We start from the raw sequence: 19,226 nt of genomic DNA, 5'->3' as shown, positions 1-19,226 counted from the left end.
GATACTGCCCTCTTTGCCGTCGATCCATGCCTCGGATACGGATCCTTGTGACGACGCGTCCTGAGAATTGCGCGCTGCGTGCGGTTCGTCAAGGCCCCCCTGCCCGAACGCGGGGGCGTCCGGAGACACGACGAAGATCACCATACCCCTCGCGAACTCGGGTGCAAGGTAACCGTGGCCGGGCCCTCCGGAACGCCGAAGAGCGACCACCCGAATGGATGATCGCTCTTCGGTGCGTCGGCGTTACAGCCCCGGGGGAACTGTTTCGGCCTTCGCTGCGGTCGTCGCCGACCGCGGGGTGTTACTTGACCTCGACCGAGGCGCCGGCGGCCTTGAGGGACTCGGCGGCCTTCTCGGCGGCGTCCTTGGCGACCTTCTCGAGGACCGGCTTCGGAGCGCCGTCCACGAGGTCCTTGGCCTCCTTGAGGCCCAGGGAGGTCAGCTCACGCACGACCTTGATGACCTGGATCTTCTTCTCGCCGGCGCCGGTGAGGATGACGTCGAACTCGTCCTGCTCCTCGACGGCCTCGGCGGCGGCGGCCGGACCGGCCGGCGCAGCGGCGACCGCGGCGGCGGCGGTGACGTCGAACTTCTCCTCGAAGGCCTTCACGAACTCGGAGAGCTCGATGAGGGTCATCTCCTCGAACTGCGCGAGCAGGTCTTCCTGGCTGAGCTTCGCCATGGTGGGCGATCCTTCCACTAATTCGGCAGGTGCCGGATGTACTTGTTCGGCGGGCGTACGTTCGGCCCGCTAAGACCGCTGCCTCAGGCGGCGGTCAATGCGCGAGCCGAATTACTCGGCACCGCCCTGCTCGTCCTGCTTGGCACGGAGCGCGTCCACGGTGCGGACGAGCTTCGAGGGAAGCGCCTGGAAGAGCTGAGCAGCCTGGGACTGCTTGCCCTTGAAGGCACCCGCCAGCTTGGAGAGCAGAACCTCGCGGGACTCGAGGTCCGCAAGCTTCTTGATCTCGTCGGCGGACAGCGCCTTGCCGTCAAGGACACCGCCCTTGATGACGAGGTTCGGGTTGTCCTTGGCGAAGTCACGAAGACCCTTCGCCGACTCCACCGGGTCACCGGTGACGAAGGCAACTGCCGTCGGACCGTTGAACAGGTCGTCGAGCGTGTCGATCCCGGCCTCGTTGGCCGCAATCTTGGTCAGCGTGTTCTTCACCACGGCGTACTGGGCGTTCTCACCGAGCGAACGACGCAGCGTCTTGAGCTGCGCCACGGTGAGACCCCGGTACTCGGTCAGCACGGCGGCGTTCGAGCTGCGGAACTGCTCCGCGAGCTCGGCTACCGCGGCAGCCTTGTCGGGCCTTGCCATGAGCGTCGGCCTCCTTCCGGGTGTTGACGACCGCTCGGAAGGGGCTGGAACAGACGAAACGCCCCGGCGCAGGCGCACGGGGCGAGAACTCGACCGAACCACATCCGTGAAGAATCACGGTCCGGGAGTACTTCCACGGTCACCTACGCGGGTCGTCCGCATATCAGCGGATCCTTCGGCCACCGCACCCTCTACGAGCGCGCGGCAACGACCAGCGGTCTTTGGCTTCTTCAGGAGCGTACGGGAACGGGTCGCCGTCAGGCAAATCCGCCCGGAAGGGGGATCAGTGGCCCGCCTTCTTCATCTCCTCGGCCAGGTCGAAGGTGTCCGAGGCGGGCGGGGCCTTGACGGTGACCGGCTTGCCGAAGTCGAGGAAGGTGATGGTGAGGTCGAGCGGACCCTGCCGGCCGAAGCCCTGGAGCCGCACCTGCTTGGTGCGGCCGGCCTCGTCGATCCAGACGTCCATCTCCAGTTCGTCGACGCCGAGCTTCTCGTACTGCGCGAGGGACTGCTCGCGCCGCTGGCGGACGCTCTTGGCCTCGTCCCGGTAGGAGGCCCGGATCTCGTCGACGGTGGCCGTGCCCGCGTAGTGCGTCGTGGTGACGCCGTCGACGGTCTCGGCGCCGGTCGTCCGCAGGTCCTCGGCGGCGGTGAGGAAGGTGCTCTCGTGGGCCGGGTTGCGGCGGACCTTGTCGGCCATCGGGGCGGTGTCGACCTTGACGCCGCTCGGGGTGTCGGAGCTGCCGGGCGGCCCGAACCTCATCCAGTGCTTGCCGTCCTCGGTGGCCTCGTCGCTGCCGACGTACACCACTCCGTCGACGAGGCGGACCTCGCCCACGCCCTTGTCGGGTCCGCCGAGGATGGTCGTCCGCAGGCTCATGGCCGGTGGCTTCATGGCCATCGCGGCCTCGGCCCTGAGCCGGCCCTCCTCCGGCATCCGGCCGGTCATCCGGTAGCGCAGGGAGTCGATCCGCTCCGTCCTCGCCGCGGCCCGCGCGACGGCCGTGGCCGCGGCCTTCCGGCCGCCCCCGTCCGTCGTCCCCTCCGACGCCGCAGCACAGCCCGTGACGAGCAGGGCGGACAGCCCGAGGACACCCACGGAAAACCTCATGCACATTCCCCCACGCGGCACACAGTGAACACCTGGTCGATTCACAGCGAGGGTGTGAAGGTATCCCAGAGGTGCCGGCCGGGTCCTGTGATTTCCCGACGGCCCGCTCTCAGGACGTGGAACCGGTCCCCTGCCGCTGGAGCAGCTCGGAGATGTCGGCGGTGTCGGACGACGGGGGTGCCTCGGTGTCGGCCGGGGTGCCGTAATCGCTGTAGTAGGCGGTCTGGCTGTACTCGCCGTTCGTCGACTGACCCTTCTCCACCTTCTTGACCAGCAGGTCGTCGTCATCGACCCAGATGTCGACGGTCTCCGTGGTGACGCCGGCCTGCTCCAGCTGCTTCTTCAGGTCGGCGAGCTGGCTCTCGCCGAGACTGGAGTTGCGGGTGGCGAGGTCGGCGACGTCGACGGTGCCCGAGTAGTGCGTGGTCCGCTCGCCGCGCACCTTCTCCTCGCCGACCCGGCGCACGTCCCCGGAGGCCAGCAGGAGCTTCACCGACTGGTTCGGGGTGGAGTTCTCCATCTGGTCCTTGAGATACGCCCCGGAACCGCCGCCGAGGGTCTTCAGCGCCTCGTACGGGTACTTGATCCAGTGCTTGCCGCCGGCCTGCTCGGCGAAGGCGTCGCCCATGCGCGCGTAGTACGCGTCGGGCAGATAGCGGGCCTCCATCGAGGTGGTGCCCATCTGCCGCATGGTGTCGGCCATGGTGCCGCCGGTGTAGGTGATGGTGAGGGTCCCGGTGAGGCCGGAGCCCCAGCCGAGGGAGCCGTCGGCCGTCATCGCCATCAGCGAGCCCATGGTGGTCGTCGACTCGACCTTGGCGGAGTCGGCGCCGCCGGTGGACTTCTCGGCGGTGCGCAGGGCGGCTATCGGGCTGACGCGGGTGCCGCCGCCCCCGTCGACGGAGGAGGAGGACTCCTCGTCCCCACCGGCCCGCCCCGGGCCCTCGGAAGTACAGGCGGCCACCCCGGTCAACAGGGTCACCGCGACGATCGAGAGGCCCGCCCGGCGCGCGCTCATGCCCTTCATACCCACTCCCCCCAGCTGGTCCCCGTGTTCGCACGGTAACGCACGGCACCGACAGCCGTACGGGGAAAGGGACGAGCCCCGCACCTCGGAAGGTTGCGGGGCTCGTCGCCGACTGGGGCGAACCGTCAGGTTCAGACCGCGGCCGGGTCCTCCTCGACGAGGAGGTTCCGGGTGCGGTTCGGGTCGACCAGGATGCCGGGGCCGATCGTGGTGCTGATCGCGGCCTTCTTGATGTAACGACCCTTGGCGGCGGACGGCTTCAGACGGAGGATCTCCTCCAGGGCCGCGCCGTAGTTCTCCACCAGCTGCGTGTCGTCGAACGACGCCTTGCCGATGATGAAGTGCAGGTTCGAGTGCTTGTCGACGCGGAACTCGATCTTGCCGCCCTTGATCTCCGTGACGGCCTTGGCCACGTCGGGGGTGACGGTGCCGGTCTTCGGGTTCGGCATCAGACCACGCGGACCGAGCACGCGGCCGAGGCGGCCGACCTTGCCCATGAGGTCCGGGGTGGCGACGACGGCGTCGAAGTCCAGACGGCCCTTCGCGACCTCGTCGATCAGTTCGTCGGAGCCGACGATGTCGGCGCCCGCGGCCTCCGCGGCCGCAGCACGGTCACCGGTCGCGAAGACCAGGACCCGGGCGGTCTTGCCGGTGCCGTGCGGCAGGTTCACGGTGCCACGGACCATCTGGTCGGCCTTGCGCGGGTCGACACCCAGACGGAAGGCGACCTCGACGGTGCCGTCGAACTTGGACGTGGAGGTCTCCTTGGCGAGACGGACGGCCTCGAGCGGGGCGTACAGCTTCTCCCGGTCGATCTTGGCGTCCGCAGCGCGGAGAGACTTGCTGCGCTTGCTCACTACTGCTCCTGGGGGTTCTGAGGAGTCGTGGTACGGGCCGAGCAGGCCCTGCCACGTGCGGCCGGAGCCGCGACTACGAAGGTGCTACGGGGCTGGGGCTCAGCCCTCGACCGTGATGCCCATGGAACGGGCGGTGCCGGCGATGATCTTCGACGCGGCGTCCAGGTCGTTGGCGTTCAGGTCGGGAAGCTTGGTCGTGGCGATCTCACGGACCTGCGCCTGGGTGATCTTGGCGACCTTGGTCTTGTGCGGCTCGCCCGAGCCCTTCTCGACACCCGCGGCCTTGAGGATCATCTTCGCGGCCGGCGGCGTCTTGGTGATGAAGGTGAAGGAGCGGTCCTCGTAGACCGTGATCTCCACCGGGATCACCCAGCCACGCTGCGACTCGGTCGCGGCGTTGTAGGCCTTGCAGAACTCCATGATGTTGACGCCGTGCTGGCCGAGCGCGGGGCCGACCGGCGGCGCGGGGTTGGCCGCACCGGCGTTGATCTGGAGCTTGATGAGCCCCGTGACCTTCTTCTTCTTGGGAGGCATTGCTCTCTCCGGGTCCTAGTGAGAGTTTTCAGCCGTCCGGTCCGGATGATCCGGATGGAGGCATACCGCACAACGATAACGGGTATCCTTGCGCGGCCAAAAACCGAGCAGGTCAGGCACCGCGCGAGCGGCCGCCTGACCTGGTCGGAGGCATGTGTTCCAGAAGGTGTCAGTTCTTCTGGATCTGGTCGAAGCTCAGCTCGACCGGGGTCTCGCGACCGAAGATCTCGACGAGGCCCTTGACCTTCTTCGAGTCGGCGTTGATCTCGTTGATCGTGGCCTGGAGCGTGGCGAACGGGCCGTCGGTGACGGTGACCGAGTCGCCGACCTCGAAGTCCAGGACCTGGACCTCGACCTTGCGCTGCGGGACCGGCTTGCCCTCGGCCTCGGCGGCCTCGCGGGCGGCCTTCTCCTCGGCCTCGGGGGCGAGCATCTTGACGATCTCGTCCAGGGTCAGCGGGTACGGGTCGTAGGCGTTGCCCACGAAGCCGGTGACGCCGGGGGTGTTGCGGACGACGCCCCAGGACTCGTTCGTCAGGTCCATGCGCACCAGGACGTAGCCCGGGAGCTTGTTCTGGCGGATGGTCTTGCGCTCGCCGTTCTTGATCTGAGCGACCTCTTCCTGCGGCACCTCGGCCTGGAAGATGAAGTCCTCGACGTTCAGCGAGACGGCGCGCTGCTCCAGGTTGGTCTTCACGCGGTTCTCGTAGCCGGCGTACGTGTGGATGACGTACCACTCGCCGGGCAGGGTGCGCAGTTCCTCGCGCAGGGCGGTGACGGGGTCGACGGGCTCGGCCGGCTCCGCTTCCTCGGCCTCTTCCGCGACGGCTTCGCCGTCCTCGGAGTCCTCGTCGGCGACGGCGTCCTCATCGTCCTCGGCGGCGACGGAGTCGTCGGACTCCTCCTCGAGGGCGGGGTCCTCCACTGCGGTGTCGGAGTCTTCGGCGTTCTCGACGCCCTCGGCGTCCTCGGCCTCGACGTGCAGCGCGGCTTCCTCCGCGGGCTCGCCCGCCTCGGCATCGGCAGCCTCGAACTCGTCCAGGTCCTCGTCAGCGCCCTCGACGATGTCGAGCTCGTCGTCAGCCGACTCATCCGGCTCGATGGCGTCGTTCAGGTTCTGGTCAGACACGGTGGCTGCTTCTTCCTGGATACATAGGGGTGGAACACGCGAAAGGGGCGCCGATCACCCGGCGCCCTTCGCTCTCGGCTCAGCCGAATACGTACTTCGCGGCGTGGTCGAGTCCGTAGTCAATCACGGTCACCAGGCCAATCATGATGACCACGAAGACGATGACGACCATGGTGTACGTCGTCAGCTGGCCCCGCGTCGGCCAGACGACCTTGCGAAGCTCCGCGACGATCTGGCGGTAGAAGAGTGCGAGCCGCTTCAGCGGGCCCTTCTTGGCGCGCTTGCCGCCCTTGCGGGACTTCTTCTGCGCCTCAGGCACCTCGTCCTGGGCATCAGGCGTGTCGATGGAGCCCACGGCATCCGCCATTCGTCCTCACCTGTTCCCGGGTCGTGGCCGTGCCGCGCCCGGTCTGAGCCGCACGGCGGTGCATTTCTGTACGTACATGCGCACACTTCCTGGCGAAGGAGTGTGTAGCAGGGCCGGAGGGACTTGAACCCCCAACCGCTGGTTTTGGAGACCAGTGCTCTACCAATTGAGCTACGACCCTTTGTGTGTTCCCCAACGTACCGCATCCGGCCGGATGCTCGGTGTGCACCGGTTGTGGCACGGCTGTTGAAGGCCAACGACGTAGGAGTGTACGTGTTCCGCGGCGCCTCGTCGAACGGAAAGTGCCCGTGAGGGCCTCGCGGCGGAAGATAGACGGGAAAACGCCGGAAGATCACCAGGCCACCGGCGGAATCAGCACGCGCGTTCCCTGTGGGGCCCGTCCTTGTTCAGTCCGTGAAACCCGTGTGCCGGGCGGGTTTCCTGTCTGAAAACATGGGGCCATGAGCGCTGCAACCCCTCCCACCGAGCGCCGGGTCTCCGCCCGGGTCGGTGCGATCTCCGAGTCCGCCACCCTCGCCGTGGACGCCAAGGCCAAGGCCCTGAAGGCCGCCGGGCGGCCGGTGATCGGCTTCGGCGCCGGTGAACCGGACTTCCCGACCCCGGACTACATCGTCCAGGCCGCGATCGAGGCCTGTTCGAACCCGAAGTACCACCGCTACACGCCGGCCGGCGGTCTGCCCGAGCTGAAGGCCGCGATCGCCGCGAAGACCCTGCGCGACTCCGGCTACGAGGTCGACGCGTCGCAGATCCTCGTCACCAACGGCGGCAAGCAGGCCATCTACGAGGCCTTCGCCGCGATCCTCGACCCGGGCGACGAGGTCATCGTCCCGGCGCCCTACTGGACGACGTACCCCGAGTCGATCCGGCTGGCCGGCGGTGTCCCGGTGGAGGTCGTCGCGGACGAGACGACCGGCTACCGGGTCAGCGTCGAGCAGCTGGAGGCGGCGCGCACGGAGCGGACGAAGGTCGTCCTCTTCGTCTCGCCGTCCAACCCGACCGGCGCCGTCTACAGCGAGGCCGAGGCCGAGGCGATCGGCCACTGGGCCGTGGAGCACGGCCTGTGGGTGCTGACCGACGAGATCTACGAGCACCTCGTCTACGGGGACGCGAAGTTCGTCTCGCTGCCGGCGATCCTGCCCGAGCTGCGCGACAGGTGCATCGTGGTCAACGGCGTCGCCAAGACGTACGCGATGACCGGCTGGCGGGTGGGCTGGATCGTCGGTCCGAAGGACGTGGTGAAGGCGGCCACGAACCTCCAGTCGCACGCCACCTCGAACGTCTCGAACGTGGCCCAGGTGGCCGCGCTGGCCGCCGTCTCCGGTGATCTGGAGGCGGTCGCGAAGATGCGGGAGGCCTTCGACCGCCGCCGCAAGACGATCGTGCGCATGCTCAACGAGATCGACGGCGTGCTCTGCCCGGAGCCCGAGGGCGCCTTCTACGCCTATCCGTCGGTGAAGGCCCTGCTCGGCAAGGAGATCCGCGGGAAGCGCGCGCAGGACTCCGTCGAGCTGGCGGCGCTCATCCTGGAGGAGGCGGAGGTCGCGGTCGTCCCGGGCGAGGCCTTCGGCACGCCGGGCTACCTGCGGCTGTCGTACGCGCTCGGTGACGAGGACCTCGTCGAGGGCGTGAGCCGGATCCAGAAGCTGCTGGCGGAGGCCAGGGACTGATCCCCCACCTCCGTGCCCGCGGGCCGTCTCCTCCGGGAGGCGGCCCGTTGCTGTGTGCGAGCAAGACCACGTTCGGGGAAACGGCTACCCGGACGGCCTCGGCGTACGGCAGGATTTCGGGATGGAGCGTGTACGTGATGTCTCTGAGCTGCCGAAAGCCCATCTGCACCTGCACTTCACCGGGTCCATGCGGCCCGGCACCGTGCTGGAACTCGCCGACAAGTACGGCGTGCATCTGCCGGAGACGCTGAGCGAGGCCCTGACCAGTGGGGAGCCACCCCAGCTGCGGGCGACCGACGAGCGTGGCTGGTTCCGCTTCCAGCGGCTGTACGACGCGGCGCGCTCGTGCGTGAGAGAGCCCGAGGACATCCAGCGGCTGGTGCGGGAGGCCGCCGAGGAGGATGTGAGGGACGGGTCGGGCTGGCTGGAGATCCAGGTGGACCCGACGTCGTACGCGCCGCGGCTGGGTGGGCTGATCCCGACGCTGGAGATCATTCTGGACGCCGTGGAGTCGGCGTCGCGGGAGACCGGGCTCGGGATGCGGGTGCTGGTGGCGGCGAACCGGATGAGGCATCCGCTGGACGCCCGCACGCTGGCCAGGCTGGCCGTGCGCTACGCCGACCGGGGCGTGGTGGGCTTCGGGCTGTCGAACGACGAACGCCGCGGCATGGCGCGGGACTTCGACCGCGCCTTCGCCATCGCCCGGGAGGGCGGTCTGCTGTCGGCCCCGCACGGCGGCGAGCTGGCCGGGCCCTCGTCGGTCCGGGACTGCCTGGACGACCTGCACGCCACGCGGATCGGGCACGGGGTGCGGGCGGCGGACGACCCGCGGCTGCTGAAGCGGCTCGCCGAGCGGGGTGTCACCTGCGAGGTCTGCCCCGCCTCGAACGTCGCCCTCGGCGTGTACGAGAAGCCCGAGGACGTGCCACTGCGCACCTTCTACGAGGCCGGCGTGCCGATGGCTCTGGGCGCCGACGACCCTCTGCTGTTCGGCTCCCGACTCGCCGACCAGTACGAGCTGGCCCGCCGGTTCCACGCCTTCACCGACGAGGAACTGGCCGAGCTGGCCCGCCAGTCGATCCGGGCTTCGGCGGCCCCGAAGGACGTACAGGAGAAGCTGCTGACGGGGGTGGCCGACTGGCTGGCCTCGTGACCTGCGGCCGAGGCAGGGGGCGCCCGCGGTCGCCGGGGCCACGGATCGGGGGAGGCCCTTGGCCCGCGGCCGCCCCCTGCCCACGGGGGTACCGCGTCGGCGCCCGCCCCTACAGCCCGACGCCCACCATCACCGGCTCGTTCACCAACGTCACGCCGAACGCCTCCCGCACCCCGGCCACGACCTCGCGGGCCAGGGTCAGCAGGTCCTCCGTGGTGGCTCCGCCGCGGTTGGTGAGGGCGAGGGTGTGCTTGGTGGAGATGCGGGCGGGTCCGCTGCCGTACCCCTTGGTGAAACCGGCCTTGTCGATCAGCCAGGCCGCGGAGGTCTTGGTGCGCCCCTCCCCCGCCGGGTAGGCGGGCGGTACGGCGTCCTGGCCGAGCCGCTCCCTCACGCGCGCGTGGAACAGCGCGAAGTCGGCGTCGGTGAGGATCGGGTTGGTGAAGAAGGACCCGGCGGACCAGGTGTCGTGGTCCTCGGCGTCCAGGACCATCCCTTTGCCGGCGCGCAGCTCGAGCACGGTGTCGCGGGCCCGCGCCAGCGGCACGCGGTCGCCGGGTGACACGCCCAGCGCGCGTGCCGTCTCGGCGTACTTGACGGGCGCGGACAGCCCGTCGGCGTCCTCCAGGCCGAAGCGGACGCGCAGCACGACATAGCGCTCGGGGTCGGCCTTGAAGCGGCTGTGCCGGTAGGAGAAGGCACAGTCCTCGTTGCCGAGGGTGACCGTCTCGCCGGCGCGGCGGTCGTAGGCGATCACCTCGGTGATGGTGGCGGAGACCTCCTGGCCGTACGCCCCCACGTTCTGGATCGGGGTCGCGCCCGCCGAGCCGGGGATGCCGGCCAGGCATTCGACGCCGGCCAGTCCGGCCTCGACGGTGCGGGCGACGGCGTCGGTCCACACCTCACCGGCGGCCAGCTCCAGCGTCGTGCCGACGAGGTCGAAGCCGCTGGTGGCGATCCGCAGGGCAGTGCCCGCGAAGCCCTTGTCGCCGATGACGAGGTTGGAGCCGCCGCCGATGACCAGCAGCGGGGTGCCGTCGGCGTCGGCCTCGCGCACGGCGGCGACCACCTCGGCGTCGGTCGTCGCGGTCACCAACCGGGTGGCGGGGCCGCCCAGCCGGAAGGTGGTCAGCGGGGCGAGCGGGGCGTCGTGGAGTTCCAGCACGCGGCCAAGCCTACGAGACGGCACCGACAGCCCCGCCCGCGCACTCACCACGAGTAAGGGGCGCCCCACAAGGGAGGACGCCCCTTACCTCACCGCTTTCGACGAGCACACCGCCGGGCCGAGCCGGTACGCACCACGCGCCCGACCCCGACCCGGCGGAACCGTCCCCGGCGGACCCGTCTCAGGCCAGTCGTACGACCGCCCGCGACACGCCCAGGACCTTCTGCCCGCCGCTGGTCGCCGTCAGGTCGACGCGGACCCTGTTGTCGTCGAGCTTGGCGCCGATCTTGCCGCTGACCTCGATGGTCGCGCCCTGCTCGTCGTTCGGGACGACGACGGGCCTGGTGAAGCGGGTGCCGTACTCGAGGACGGCACCCGGGTCGCCGGTCCAGTCGGTGACGACGCGGACCGCCTCGGCCATGGTGAACATGCCGTGCGCGATGACGTCCGGCAGGCCCACCTCCTTGGCGAACTTCTCGTTCCAGTGGATCGGGTTGAAGTCCCCGGAGGCACCCGCGTACTGGACGAGGGTGGCGCGGGTCACGCCGAACGACTGGGCCGGCAGCTCGGTGCCGACCTCGACGTCGTCGTAGGAGATCTTCGCGGTCATGTCAGCCCTCCTCCGCCGCGCGGGCGACGAGCTTGGTCCAGGCGGTCACGACGTGCTCGCCGGTCTCGTCGTGGACCTCGCCCCGGACGTCCACGATGTCGTTGCCCGCCATGGACTTGATCGCCTCGATGGTGGAGGTCACGGTGAGCCGGTCACCGGCCCGCAGCGGGCGCCGGTAGGCGAACTTCTGGTCGCCGTGCACCACCCGGCTGTAGTCCAGGCCCAGCTGCGGGTCCCGGACGACCTGGCCCGCGGCCTTGAAAGTGATGGAGAACACGAAGGTCGGCGGGGCGATCACATCGGGATGCCCGAGCGCCTTGGCGGCCTCCGGGTCGATGTAGGCCGGGTTGGTGTCCCCCACGGCCTCCGCGAACTCGCGGATCTTCTCCCTGCCGACCTCGTAGGGATCGGTGGGCGGGTAGGTCCGCCCCACGAAGGACTGGTCGAGCGCCATCGGCTCGGCACCTCCTGGTTGCTCTGCGTCGCTCTACTGACCGGTACTGGGTCGCTCAACGACGCGAGGCCGCCCCCGATCACTCGGGGACGGCCTCGCGTACGAGCCTGTAACTATCCAACTATCGCGTTTCGCGATGCGCGGTGTGCGCATTGCAACGCGGGCAGTGCTTCTTCATCTCCATGCGATCCGGGTTGTTACGCCGGTTCTTCTTGGTGATGTAGTTCCGCTCCTTGCACTCCACGCAGGCCAGCGTGATCTTCGGGCGGACGTCGGTGGCAGCCACGTGAGTGCTCCTTGACGAACGGATGGGACATATACACAAACAAGAGTAGCCGATCGAAGGACCGACCCCACAATCGGCTACTGTCAGTAGCGGTGACCGGACTTGAACCGGTGACACAGCGATTATGAGCCGCTTGCTCTACCGACTGAGCTACACCGCTTTGATGGGATTGGCCCCGTCTCGCGACGGGACCTCACCCACCAGAGCCCCAATACGGAATCGAACCGTAGACCTTCTCCTTACCATGGAGACGCTCTACCGACTGAGCTATTGGGGCGAGCGATGAAGACATTACACGGTTCGCAGCCGTTCACCCAAATCCGTTTCCCCGGCCCCGCCGGACCCCTCTCCGCCCAGACGGCACACGGCTCCTGAGCCCCTCCGGCCCCCCGGACCACACCGGTACGACTATTGCGCTCCTCCCCGACAGCGCCGGACCGCCGCCCTAGGCTCGACTCACTCTGCGTGATCTTGCCCGAGCCCCCGGGCACCGAGCCCCCACTCACCGCCGAGCCCCTGGAGCACGATGCCCGACAGCCAGCCGCAACCGCCCCCGCCGTCGGGCGCGCCCGGTTCCCCGGACGGGCGGCCGGACCCCGGCGCCCTCCTGCTGTGCGGCGCGCGCCTCACGGACGGCCGGACCGTGGACGTACGGCTGGGCCGCGGGCGCATCGAGGCGGTCGGCACCGTCGGCAGCCTGACGGCCGTCCCCGGACACGGCGCCGGCGCCCGCGTCGACCTCGGTGGCTACCTCCTCCTCCCGGCCCCCGCCGAACCCCACTCCCACGCCGACACCGCCCTCTCCGCGGACACCGACGGCCCCGTCTCGTACGCCCCCGAGGACGTCCAGCGCCGGGCCACCGAGGCCGCCCTGCTCCAACTCGGGCACGGGTCGACCGCGTCCCGCGCGCACGTCCGCGTCGGCGACGTCCAGGGGCTCGCCTCGCTGGCCGCCGTCCTGCAGGCCCGCCGCTCGCTGCGCGGGCTGGCCGAACTGACGACGGTGGCGATGCCCCGGCTGCTGACCGGGGTGGCGGGCGCGGACGGCCTCGCCATGCTGCGGGACGCGCTGAAGATGGGCGCCTCGGTGGTGGGCGGCTGCCCGGACCTGGACCCCGACCCGACCGGCTATGTGGAGGCCGTCCTGGAGGTCGCCTCCGAACACGGCTGCCCCGTCGACCTGCACACCGACGCCGCCGACCCGGCCCGGCTGGCCCGGCTGGCCGCGATGGCGGGCGGCCTGCGCCCCGGGGTCGCCCTCGGCCCCTGCGCCGCCCTGGCCCACCTCCCCGCCGAGTCCGCGACCCGCACCGCCGACCAACTCGCCGCCGCCGGCGTGACGGTGGTGTGCCTGCCCCAGGGCGGCTGCGGCGCCAGCGACCGCCGCGACACGCCTCCGGTACGGCTGCTGCGCGCGGCCGGCGTCCGGGTCGCGGCCGGCAGCGGCACCCTGCGGGACGTCTCCAACCCGGTCGGCCGCGGCGACCCGCTGGAGGCGGCGTACCTCCTGGCCTCCCGCCACGGCCTGCGCCCCGAGGACGCCTACGACGCCGTCAGCACGTCCGCGCGGGCGGCCCTGGGGCTGCCCGAGGTCCGCGTGGAGGCCGGCTTCCCCGCCGACCTGCTGGCCGTACGCGGCGAGGGCCTGGCGGGCGCGCTGTCGCTGGCGTACAGCCGGATCGTCATCCACCGGGGGCGGGTGGTGGCGCGGACGAGCGCGGTACGCGAGTACTGCGACTCGGCGGCCGCCGAGTCGGGATTGCCGCGGCAGGGGCGCGGGACGTTGTCGTAGGCGCAGACCCGGCGTTCCGCGCGGTGGGCGGATAAGGGGCCATGGCGGCGGTCGCTCTGGGCTGCCGCGGCGGGGCGGGACAGGGGCAGGCGCAGGGGGCTTGGCAGGGGGCGGGGCAGGGGTCGGGGCAGGGGAGCGTGTCGGCGGCGCGCCGGACGGCCCGGCCGGGCGTACGGTCGAAGGCATGCGCATTGTCATCGCCGGAGGTCATGGTCAGATCGCGCTGCGGCTGGAGCGCCTGCTCGCCGCACGCGGAGTCGAGGTCGCGGGCATCGTCCGCAAGGCCGAACAGAGCGACGACCTGCGGGCCGTCGGCGCCGAACCGGTCGTGCTGGACCTGGAGTCGGCGTCGGAGGCGGCGGTCGCGGACGTCCTGCGGGGCGCGGACGCCGCGGTGTTCGCCGCGGGCGCGGGCCCGGGCAGCGGAACGGCCCGCAAGGAGTCCGTCGACAGGGGCGCGGCGGTCCTGTTCGCGGACGCGGCGGTACGCGCGGGCGTACGCCGCTTCGTCGTCGTGTCCTCGTACGGCGCCGACCCCGACCGCCGGGGCGACGAGGTCTTCGACGTCTACCTGCGCGCCAAGGGCGAGGCCGACGCGTACGTCCAGGGCGTGGACGGTCTCGACTGGACGATCCTGCGCCCCGGTTCACTCACGGACGACGCGGGCACGGGCCTCGTCCGGCTGGAGGCGCGGACGGGCCGCGGGTCGATCCCGCGCGACGACGTGGCCACCGTCCTCGCGGAGTTGCTGGACACCCCGGCGACGGCCGGCCTGACCCTGGAACTGGTCTCCGGGTCGACGCCGGTGCCCGTGGCGGTGAAGTCGGTCGCGGGGAACTGAGGACGCCGCCAGCGCGTTCAGAACAGGGGCAGTTGGCCGGGCATGTCGGACACCACGTACCCGTCCAAGGACGGCTGGGCGGCATCCAGTTGTGCCGTCCGCCGGGAGCCGGGGCAGGACGTCAGCCGGCCGTCCTCCCGCGCGCCGGGCGGGTCGTGCCGGGCGAACCGTCCGGCGACGACGGCGATCTCCCGACGGCACTCGGGGCAGGTTCTGCGGCGGCTGGACATGGGATCAGTCTGCCCCAACGCGCCCCGCGGGTACCGCGCGACCACACACGCCCCGCTCGCCGCGCGCGACGGCCGTCCTCTCCCTAGCATCGCTACTTGTGGCACATACCTTCGAGGAAATCGTGGCGAAACAGCGCGCGGCCGACGAGGCCCACGCCAGGGTCCTGCACCTGCGGGACACCTATGGCGCGCCCACGGCGGCCCCCTGGTCCCAGGCCCAGACCGACACCTACGAGACCGCCTGGCGCGCCTGGCGCGACCTCGCCCGCGACACCCAGGCCGCCCTCACCGAGTACGCCAAGGACGAGGGCAGGCCCCGCAACGCCGTCGAGGCGGACGTGAGGAGAGCCGCGAAGACCCCGGGGTAGGCGGCCGGGAACGGGGCATCGGGAACGGGGCATCGGGAGCGGCGGCGCATGGGCGAGGCGGAACGGCCTCGGGAGCGGTGCGCATGGGCGAGGCGGAAGAAATCCCAGAAACGAAGCAGACCCCCTCCACTCTGCGTTTCCGCAGTTCGGAGGGGGTCTGACTCAGCGTGGCGGCGCCAGGATTCGAACCTGGGAAGGCTGAGCCGGCAGATTTACAGTCTGCTCCCTTTGGCCGCTCGGGCACACCGCCGGGTTTGCCACCGTTCGAACCGCTTTTCGGCGGGCTCTCCGGCAACGACGTAAACGATACCCGATGGGGAGGGGTGCTTCGCCACCTGGATTCCTCACCGCCCTGGCGGGGCGGGGTGGCTAGGCTTGTCCGGATGCGGACGGCGTCTTGCGCCGGGCTCGGCGACAGCCCCACGGACGCCGACACGCATCCGATACGCACCCCGATATCAAGGAGCCACAGGACATGGCCGACTCCAGTTTCGACATCGTCTCGAAGGTCGAGCGGCAGGAGGTCGACAACGCCCTCAACCAGGCCGCCAAGGAGATCTCCCAGCGCTACGACTTCAAGGGCGTCGGCGCCTCGATCTCGTGGTCCGGAGAGAAGATCCTCATGGAGGCGAACTCGGAGGACCGGGTGAACGCCGTCCTCGACGTCTTCCAGTCGAAGCTCATCAAGCGCGGGATCTCGCTGAAGGCGCTGGACGCGGGCGAGCCGCAGCTCTCCGGCAAGGAGTACAAGCTCTTCGCGGAGATCAAGGAGGGCATCTCCCAGGACAACGCGAAGAAGGTCGCCAAGCTCATCCGCGACGAGGGACCCAAGGGCGTCAAGGCCCAGGTGCAGGGCGAGGAACTGCGCGTCAGCTCCAAGAGCCGTGACGACCTCCAGGCCGTCATCTCCCTTCTGAAGGGGCAGGACTTCGACTTCGCGTTGCAGTTCGTGAACTACCGGTAGGAACGACCGGCAGCAACGAGCGGTGGGACCTGCCCGGAGACTCCCCGGCTGTGGCAGGGCAGTGGGAACGGCGGTGCCGGGCAGGGACAGGGGGGACGGGAAGGACGGGACTCCGCGGCGGAGGGGTCGCCCTTCCCGTCCGCCCGGTCGGGTCAGTCCCGGGAATTGCCGAACAGGATGCGGTAGGCGACCAGGAGCACCAGCGATCCGCCGATGGCCGCGGCCCAGGTGGCGCCGTCGTAGAAGTCCTTGGTGATGGGGTGGTCCAGCCAGCGGGCCGATATCCAGCCGCCGATGAACGCGCCCGCGACGCCGATGACGGTCGTGCCGATGAAGCCGCCCGGGTCCCGGCCCGGCAGCAGTACCTTGGCGACGACTCCGGCCAACAGTCCCAGAATGATCCAGCTGATGATGCTCATGTGCTGACCCTGCCCTTCCGCACTGTGCCCGCACCGTCCCGGTGCTGTGATCTTGCTCCGGACAGGCTGTGCGTCCGCAGGTCGTCCACGGCCCGTTCGTGCTGTGTCGTCCCGGACGACGTCCTGGCAGCACCCAGTGGTTCCCCGGCTCAGTAGGGTGCGGCCCATGACACAGTCCGGACCGACCGGCGAGCTGCGGCGCACCCTCGGGGTAGGGGACGCCGTGGTGATCGGGCTGGGCTCGATGCTCGGCGCCGGCATCTTCGCCGCCCTCGCGCCCGCCGCCCGCGCCGCCGGCTCCGGGCTGCTGCCCGGACTCGCGCTCGCCGCTCTGATCGCCTACTGCAACGCCGTCTCGTCGGCCCGCCTGGCCGCGCTGTACCCGGCCTCGGGCGGAACCTATGTGTACGGACGCGAACGGCTCGGCCCGTTCTGGGGATATCTCGCGGGCTGGTCCTTCGTGGTCGGGAAGACGGCGTCCTGCGCGGCGATGGCGCTGACGGTCGGGGCGTACGTCCGGCCGGGGCAGGCGCACGCCGTGGCGGTCGCGGCCGTGGTGGCACTGACCGCGGTGAACTACCGCGGCGTCCACAAGTCGGCCTGGCTGACGCGGCTGATCGTGTCGGTGGTCCTGGCGGTCCTCGCTTCCGTGGTCGTCGTGTGCCTGGGTTCCGGGGAGTCCGACGCCGCGCGGCTCGACGTCGGGGCCTCGGGAGGGCTCGGCGGGATGCTGGAGGCCGCCGGCCTGTTGTTCTTCGCCTTCGCGGGGTACGCGCGCATCGCGACCCTCGGCGAGGAGGTGCGGGATCCGGCGCGGACCATCCCGCGCGCGATCCCGATCGCGCTCGGCATCGCGCTGGCCGTCTACGTGTGCGTGGCGGTCGCCGTCCTTGCCGTGCTCGGGTCGGGGGAACTCGGGCGCGCTGCCGCGCCGCTGGCGGACGCGGTGCGTGCCGCGGGTGTGCCGGGGCTGGTGCCGGTGGTCCGGGTCGGGGCCGCCGTGGCCGCGCTGGGTTCGCTGCTGGCCCTCATCCTGGGCGTCTCGCGGACCACGCTGGCCATGGCTCGGGACAGGCACCTGCCCGGCGTGCTGTCGGCCGTGCATCCGCGCTTCCAGGTGCCGCACCGGGCGGAGCTGGCGGTGGGCGCCGTGGTCGCGGTCCTGGCCGCCACGGTGGACGTGCGCGGCGCGATCGGTTTCTCCTCCTTCGGTGTGCTGGTGTACTACGCGGTCGCCAACGCGTCGGCCTGGACCCTGGACGCGGCCCCGCTGAAGCGGGCGCTGCCGGCGGTGGGCCTCCTCGGCTGCCTGGTCCTGGCGTTCGCGCTGCCGGGACGGTCGGTGGTCGTGGGGGTGGGTGTGCTGGCGGTGGGGGTGGTCGCGTACGGGGTGCGGGCGCGGGTGGGTGCGGGGCGGGGGTAGGCGGCGTGAGCCCGCTACGCGGCCGGTGCCTGTGCGGGTCCGGGTATCGCGGACACCGGGCGTGGGGCCGGGCCCCTGCCGGTGGTGCTGCCTTGGTCTTCGTCCGCTCGTTCTCCGTCATGCGTTCATGGTGCGGGCTGCCACCGACATCCGGGCCGGCCTGTGGACAACCGGCGGGCTGTGGAGAACTCGGGAGGCCCGCTGTGGTCAGCGTGCGGCGAACGGCTGGTCCGTGGGCACGATTTCGCGGCCCAGCGGGAGCAGCGAGACCGGGATCAGCTTGAAGTTGGCGATGCCGAACGGGATGCCGATGATCGTGATGCACAGGGCGATGCCGGTGACGATGTGCGCGAGGGCCAGCCACCAGCCGGCGAGGACCAGCCAGAGGACGTTGCCGAGGCAGGACGGGGCTCCCGCGTCGCGGCGCTCGACCGTCGTGTACCCGAAGGGCCACAGGGCGTAGACGCCGATACGGAAGGCGGCGAGGCCGAAGGGGATGCCGATGACCGTGAGGCACAGCAGCAGCCCTGCGAACACGTAGCCGAGGAACAGCCAGAAGCCGCTGAGGATGAGCCATATGACGTTCAGGATGGTCTTCACTGGTGGCCTGCCATCTTCTCGAGACGGGCGATGCGCTCCGCCATCGGCGGGTGCGTCGAGAACATCTTGGAAAGGCCCTGGCCCGGGCGGAACGGGTTCGCGATCATCATGTGGCTCGCGGTCTCGATCCGGGGCTCGGGCGGCAGCGGGAGCTGCTTGGTGCCGAGTTCGAGCTTGCGCAGGGCTCCGGCGAGGGCCAGGGGGTCTCCGGTGAGCTGGGCGCCGGAGGCGTCGGCCTCGTACTCGCGGGAGCGGCTGATGGCCAGTTGGATGAGGCTGGCGGCGAGCGGGCCGAGGATCATGATCAGCAGGATGCCGAGGATGCCGGGGCCGTCGTCGTCGTTGGACCGCCCGACGGGGATCAGCCAGGCGAAGTTGACCAGGAACATGATCACCGAGGCGAGGGCGCCGGCGACCGAGGAGATGAGGATGTCGCGGTTGTAGACGTGGCTCAGCTCGTGGCCGATGACGCCGCGCAGTTCGCGCTCGTCGAGGAGGCGCAGGATGCCCTCCGTGCAGCAGACGGCGGCGTTGCGCGGATTGCGGCCGGTGGCGAAGGCGTTGGGGGCCTCGGTCGGGGAGATGTACAGGCGGGGCATGGGCTGGCGGGCCTGGGTGGACAGCTCACGGACCATGCGGTAGAGGCCAGGCGCCTCGAACTCGCTCACGGGGCGGGCGCGCATGGCGCGCAGTGCCAGCTTGTCGCTGTTCCAGTACGCGTACGCGTTGGTGCCGAGCGCGATCAGGACCGCGACGACGAGTCCCAGGCGGCCGAAGAAGCTGCCGATGACGATGATGAGTGCGGACAGTCCCCCGAGGAGTACTGCGGTCCTGAGCCCGTTGTGCCGGCGGTGCACGGTACGCCCTCCAAGTCGTGCGGCAGG

The 19,226-nt window shown here is 70.5% G+C and carries 23 protein-coding genes and 4 tRNA genes; 7 read left to right on the top strand and 20 right to left on the bottom strand.

Annotation, left to right across the window (positions count from 1 at the left end):
• Nucleotides 1–301 precede the first annotated feature (301 nt).
• The 9 genes from rplL to ACFYO5_RS17375 all read right to left on the bottom strand — a co-directional run bounded on the left by rplL (nt 302) and on the right by ACFYO5_RS17375 (nt 6,530).
• Complete coding sequence (gene rplL / locus ACFYO5_RS17415; protein ID WP_388709507.1) at nt 302–682, bottom strand: 50S ribosomal protein L7/L12; 381 nt, start codon at nt 680–682, stop codon at nt 302–304.
• A gap of 111 nt (nt 683–793) precedes the next feature.
• The gene (gene rplJ / locus ACFYO5_RS17410; RefSeq protein WP_356560336.1) at nt 794–1,324 is read right to left on the bottom strand and encodes a 50S ribosomal protein L10; all 531 of its coding nucleotides are present in this window, start codon (nt 1,322–1,324) and stop codon (nt 794–796) included.
• A 283-nt stretch (nt 1,325–1,607) separates the two neighbouring features.
• Nucleotides 1,608–2,435 (bottom strand): hypothetical protein, encoded by an 828-nt coding sequence (locus tag ACFYO5_RS17405; RefSeq protein ID WP_388709505.1) that lies wholly within the window; start codon nt 2,433–2,435, stop codon nt 1,608–1,610.
• Nucleotides 2,436–2,544: 109 nt separating this feature from the next.
• Nucleotides 2,545–3,462 carry a hypothetical protein gene (locus ACFYO5_RS17400; protein ID WP_388709503.1) on the bottom strand — a complete coding sequence of 306 codons (918 nt, stop codon included), beginning with the start codon at nt 3,460–3,462 and terminating at the stop codon, nt 2,545–2,547.
• Between the two features lie 131 nt (nt 3,463–3,593).
• Entirely contained in the window at nt 3,594–4,319 is a 726-nt protein-coding gene (rplA, locus tag ACFYO5_RS17395) for a 50S ribosomal protein L1 (RefSeq protein ID WP_356560339.1), read from the bottom strand.
• Nucleotides 4,320–4,418: 99 nt separating this feature from the next.
• The gene (gene rplK, locus ACFYO5_RS17390; protein WP_006383482.1) at nt 4,419–4,853 is read right to left on the bottom strand and encodes a 50S ribosomal protein L11; all 435 of its coding nucleotides are present in this window, start codon (nt 4,851–4,853) and stop codon (nt 4,419–4,421) included.
• Between the two features lie 169 nt (nt 4,854–5,022).
• A complete protein-coding gene (gene nusG, locus ACFYO5_RS17385; protein WP_388709500.1) occupies nt 5,023–5,982 on the bottom strand; it encodes a transcription termination/antitermination protein NusG in 960 nt (319 codons plus the stop codon).
• A 79-nt stretch (nt 5,983–6,061) separates the two neighbouring features.
• The gene (gene secE, locus ACFYO5_RS17380) at nt 6,062–6,349 is read right to left on the bottom strand and encodes a preprotein translocase subunit SecE (RefSeq protein WP_356560341.1); all 288 of its coding nucleotides are present in this window, start codon (nt 6,347–6,349) and stop codon (nt 6,062–6,064) included.
• Between the two features lie 108 nt (nt 6,350–6,457).
• Nucleotides 6,458–6,530 (bottom strand) — tRNA-Trp (locus ACFYO5_RS17375).
• Between the two features lie 280 nt (nt 6,531–6,810).
• Between ACFYO5_RS17375 and ACFYO5_RS17370 the strand changes: the two genes are divergently transcribed.
• Complete coding sequence (locus ACFYO5_RS17370; protein WP_388709498.1) at nt 6,811–8,037, top strand: pyridoxal phosphate-dependent aminotransferase; 1,227 nt, start codon at nt 6,811–6,813, stop codon at nt 8,035–8,037.
• A gap of 121 nt (nt 8,038–8,158) precedes the next feature.
• Nucleotides 8,159–9,190: an adenosine deaminase gene (locus tag ACFYO5_RS17365; protein ID WP_388709496.1), complete on the top strand. Its 1,032-nt coding sequence runs from the start codon at nt 8,159–8,161 to the stop codon at nt 9,188–9,190.
• A 109-nt stretch (nt 9,191–9,299) separates the two neighbouring features.
• Here ACFYO5_RS17365 and ACFYO5_RS17360 read toward each other — a convergent pair whose 3' ends face one another.
• From ACFYO5_RS17360 to ACFYO5_RS17335, 6 genes are all read right to left on the bottom strand, one after another.
• The gene (locus tag ACFYO5_RS17360; protein WP_388709494.1) at nt 9,300–10,355 is read right to left on the bottom strand and encodes a UDP-N-acetylmuramate dehydrogenase; all 1,056 of its coding nucleotides are present in this window, start codon (nt 10,353–10,355) and stop codon (nt 9,300–9,302) included.
• Nucleotides 10,356–10,536: 181 nt separating this feature from the next.
• Nucleotides 10,537–10,965: a MaoC family dehydratase gene (locus tag ACFYO5_RS17355; protein ID WP_356560357.1), complete on the bottom strand. Its 429-nt coding sequence runs from the start codon at nt 10,963–10,965 to the stop codon at nt 10,537–10,539.
• Nucleotide 10,966: 1 nt separating this feature from the next.
• A complete protein-coding gene (locus tag ACFYO5_RS17350; protein ID WP_388709492.1) occupies nt 10,967–11,419 on the bottom strand; it encodes a MaoC family dehydratase N-terminal domain-containing protein in 453 nt (150 codons plus the stop codon).
• A gap of 121 nt (nt 11,420–11,540) precedes the next feature.
• Nucleotides 11,541–11,705 carry a 50S ribosomal protein L33 gene (gene rpmG / locus ACFYO5_RS17345; RefSeq protein WP_018834916.1) on the bottom strand — a complete coding sequence of 55 codons (165 nt, stop codon included), beginning with the start codon at nt 11,703–11,705 and terminating at the stop codon, nt 11,541–11,543.
• A gap of 87 nt (nt 11,706–11,792) precedes the next feature.
• Nucleotides 11,793–11,865 (bottom strand) — tRNA-Met (locus ACFYO5_RS17340).
• Nucleotides 11,866–11,909: 44 nt separating this feature from the next.
• Nucleotides 11,910–11,982, bottom strand: a tRNA-Thr gene (locus ACFYO5_RS17335).
• 249 nt (nt 11,983–12,231) lie between these two features.
• Here ACFYO5_RS17335 and ACFYO5_RS17330 point away from each other — a divergent pair.
• A complete protein-coding gene (locus tag ACFYO5_RS17330) occupies nt 12,232–13,497 on the top strand; it encodes an amidohydrolase family protein (protein ID WP_388709490.1) in 1,266 nt (421 codons plus the stop codon).
• A 184-nt stretch (nt 13,498–13,681) separates the two neighbouring features.
• A complete protein-coding gene (locus tag ACFYO5_RS17325) occupies nt 13,682–14,338 on the top strand; it encodes an SDR family oxidoreductase (RefSeq protein WP_388709488.1) in 657 nt (218 codons plus the stop codon).
• Nucleotides 14,339–14,355: 17 nt separating this feature from the next.
• On the opposite strand, the gene ACFYO5_RS17320 is transcribed toward ACFYO5_RS17325, so the two are convergent.
• Complete coding sequence (locus tag ACFYO5_RS17320) at nt 14,356–14,568, bottom strand: hypothetical protein (RefSeq protein WP_388709486.1); 213 nt, start codon at nt 14,566–14,568, stop codon at nt 14,356–14,358.
• A 98-nt stretch (nt 14,569–14,666) separates the two neighbouring features.
• On the opposite strand from ACFYO5_RS17320, the gene ACFYO5_RS17315 reads away from it, so the two are divergent.
• The gene (locus tag ACFYO5_RS17315; RefSeq protein ID WP_356560362.1) at nt 14,667–14,936 is read left to right on the top strand and encodes a hypothetical protein; all 270 of its coding nucleotides are present in this window, start codon (nt 14,667–14,669) and stop codon (nt 14,934–14,936) included.
• Between the two features lie 168 nt (nt 14,937–15,104).
• On the opposite strand, the gene ACFYO5_RS17310 is transcribed toward ACFYO5_RS17315, so the two are convergent.
• A tRNA-Tyr gene (locus ACFYO5_RS17310) sits at nt 15,105–15,186 on the bottom strand.
• Nucleotides 15,187–15,411: 225 nt separating this feature from the next.
• Here ACFYO5_RS17310 and ACFYO5_RS17305 point away from each other — a divergent pair.
• The gene (locus ACFYO5_RS17305; protein WP_356560363.1) at nt 15,412–15,900 is read left to right on the top strand and encodes a YajQ family cyclic di-GMP-binding protein; all 489 of its coding nucleotides are present in this window, start codon (nt 15,412–15,414) and stop codon (nt 15,898–15,900) included.
• A 152-nt stretch (nt 15,901–16,052) separates the two neighbouring features.
• On the opposite strand, the gene ACFYO5_RS17300 is transcribed toward ACFYO5_RS17305, so the two are convergent.
• A complete protein-coding gene (locus ACFYO5_RS17300) occupies nt 16,053–16,319 on the bottom strand; it encodes a GlsB/YeaQ/YmgE family stress response membrane protein (protein WP_388709484.1) in 267 nt (88 codons plus the stop codon).
• Between the two features lie 166 nt (nt 16,320–16,485).
• Here ACFYO5_RS17300 and ACFYO5_RS17295 point away from each other — a divergent pair, with 166 nt between their 5' ends.
• Entirely contained in the window at nt 16,486–17,742 is a 1,257-nt protein-coding gene (locus ACFYO5_RS17295) for an APC family permease (RefSeq protein ID WP_388709482.1), read from the top strand.
• A 207-nt stretch (nt 17,743–17,949) separates the two neighbouring features.
• On the opposite strand, the gene ACFYO5_RS17290 is transcribed toward ACFYO5_RS17295, so the two are convergent.
• Nucleotides 17,950–18,342, bottom strand: coding sequence for a YccF domain-containing protein (locus ACFYO5_RS17290; RefSeq protein WP_388709480.1), 393 nt, complete (start codon nt 18,340–18,342; stop codon nt 17,950–17,952).
• Nucleotides 18,339–19,199, bottom strand: coding sequence for a zinc metalloprotease HtpX (gene htpX / locus ACFYO5_RS17285; RefSeq protein WP_388709478.1), 861 nt, complete (start codon nt 19,197–19,199; stop codon nt 18,339–18,341). The genes ACFYO5_RS17290 and htpX overlap by 4 nt, the downstream gene beginning before the upstream one ends.
• Nucleotides 19,200–19,226: the final 27 nt, after the last annotated feature.

It is taken from the genome of Streptomyces sp. NPDC006259, from assembly GCF_042870975.1.
Taxonomy (GTDB): domain Bacteria; phylum Actinomycetota; class Actinomycetes; order Streptomycetales; family Streptomycetaceae; genus Streptomyces.
The sequence above is the reverse complement of the archived record's forward strand: the minus strand, read 5'-3'. Positions and strand labels throughout refer to the sequence as shown.

Excerpts from the sequence above, each read along its gene's own strand:
- ACFYO5_RS17330 (WP_388709490.1), top strand. The coding sequence starts at position 12,232 with ATGCCCGACAGCCAGCCGCAACCGCCCCCGCCGTCGGGCGCGCCCGGT.
- ACFYO5_RS17365 (WP_388709496.1), top strand. The coding sequence starts at position 8,159 with ATGGAGCGTGTACGTGATGTCTCTGAGCTGCCGAAAGCCCATCTGCAC.
- ACFYO5_RS17405 (WP_388709505.1), bottom strand. The coding sequence starts at position 2,435 with ATGAGGTTTTCCGTGGGTGTCCTCGGGCTGTCCGCCCTGCTCGTCACG.
- rplL (WP_388709507.1), bottom strand. The coding sequence starts at position 682 with ATGGCGAAGCTCAGCCAGGAAGACCTGCTCGCGCAGTTCGAGGAGATG.
- ACFYO5_RS17305 (WP_356560363.1), top strand. The coding sequence starts at position 15,412 with ATGGCCGACTCCAGTTTCGACATCGTCTCGAAGGTCGAGCGGCAGGAG.
- ACFYO5_RS17300 (WP_388709484.1), bottom strand. The coding sequence starts at position 16,319 with ATGAGCATCATCAGCTGGATCATTCTGGGACTGTTGGCCGGAGTCGTC.
- ACFYO5_RS17320 (WP_388709486.1), bottom strand. The coding sequence starts at position 14,568 with ATGTCCAGCCGCCGCAGAACCTGCCCCGAGTGCCGTCGGGAGATCGCC.
- ACFYO5_RS17355 (WP_356560357.1), bottom strand. The coding sequence starts at position 10,965 with ATGACCGCGAAGATCTCCTACGACGACGTCGAGGTCGGCACCGAGCTG.
- rplK (WP_006383482.1), bottom strand. The coding sequence starts at position 4,853 with ATGCCTCCCAAGAAGAAGAAGGTCACGGGGCTCATCAAGCTCCAGATC.
- ACFYO5_RS17350 (WP_388709492.1), bottom strand. The coding sequence starts at position 11,419 with ATGGCGCTCGACCAGTCCTTCGTGGGGCGGACCTACCCGCCCACCGAT.
- ACFYO5_RS17400 (WP_388709503.1), bottom strand. The coding sequence starts at position 3,462 with ATGAAGGGCATGAGCGCGCGCCGGGCGGGCCTCTCGATCGTCGCGGTG.
- ACFYO5_RS17370 (WP_388709498.1), top strand. The coding sequence starts at position 6,811 with ATGAGCGCTGCAACCCCTCCCACCGAGCGCCGGGTCTCCGCCCGGGTC.
- ACFYO5_RS17325 (WP_388709488.1), top strand. The coding sequence starts at position 13,682 with ATGCGCATTGTCATCGCCGGAGGTCATGGTCAGATCGCGCTGCGGCTG.
- secE (WP_356560341.1), bottom strand. The coding sequence starts at position 6,349 with ATGGCGGATGCCGTGGGCTCCATCGACACGCCTGATGCCCAGGACGAG.
- ACFYO5_RS17295 (WP_388709482.1), top strand. The coding sequence starts at position 16,486 with ATGACACAGTCCGGACCGACCGGCGAGCTGCGGCGCACCCTCGGGGTA.
- rplJ (WP_356560336.1), bottom strand. The coding sequence starts at position 1,324 with ATGGCAAGGCCCGACAAGGCTGCCGCGGTAGCCGAGCTCGCGGAGCAG.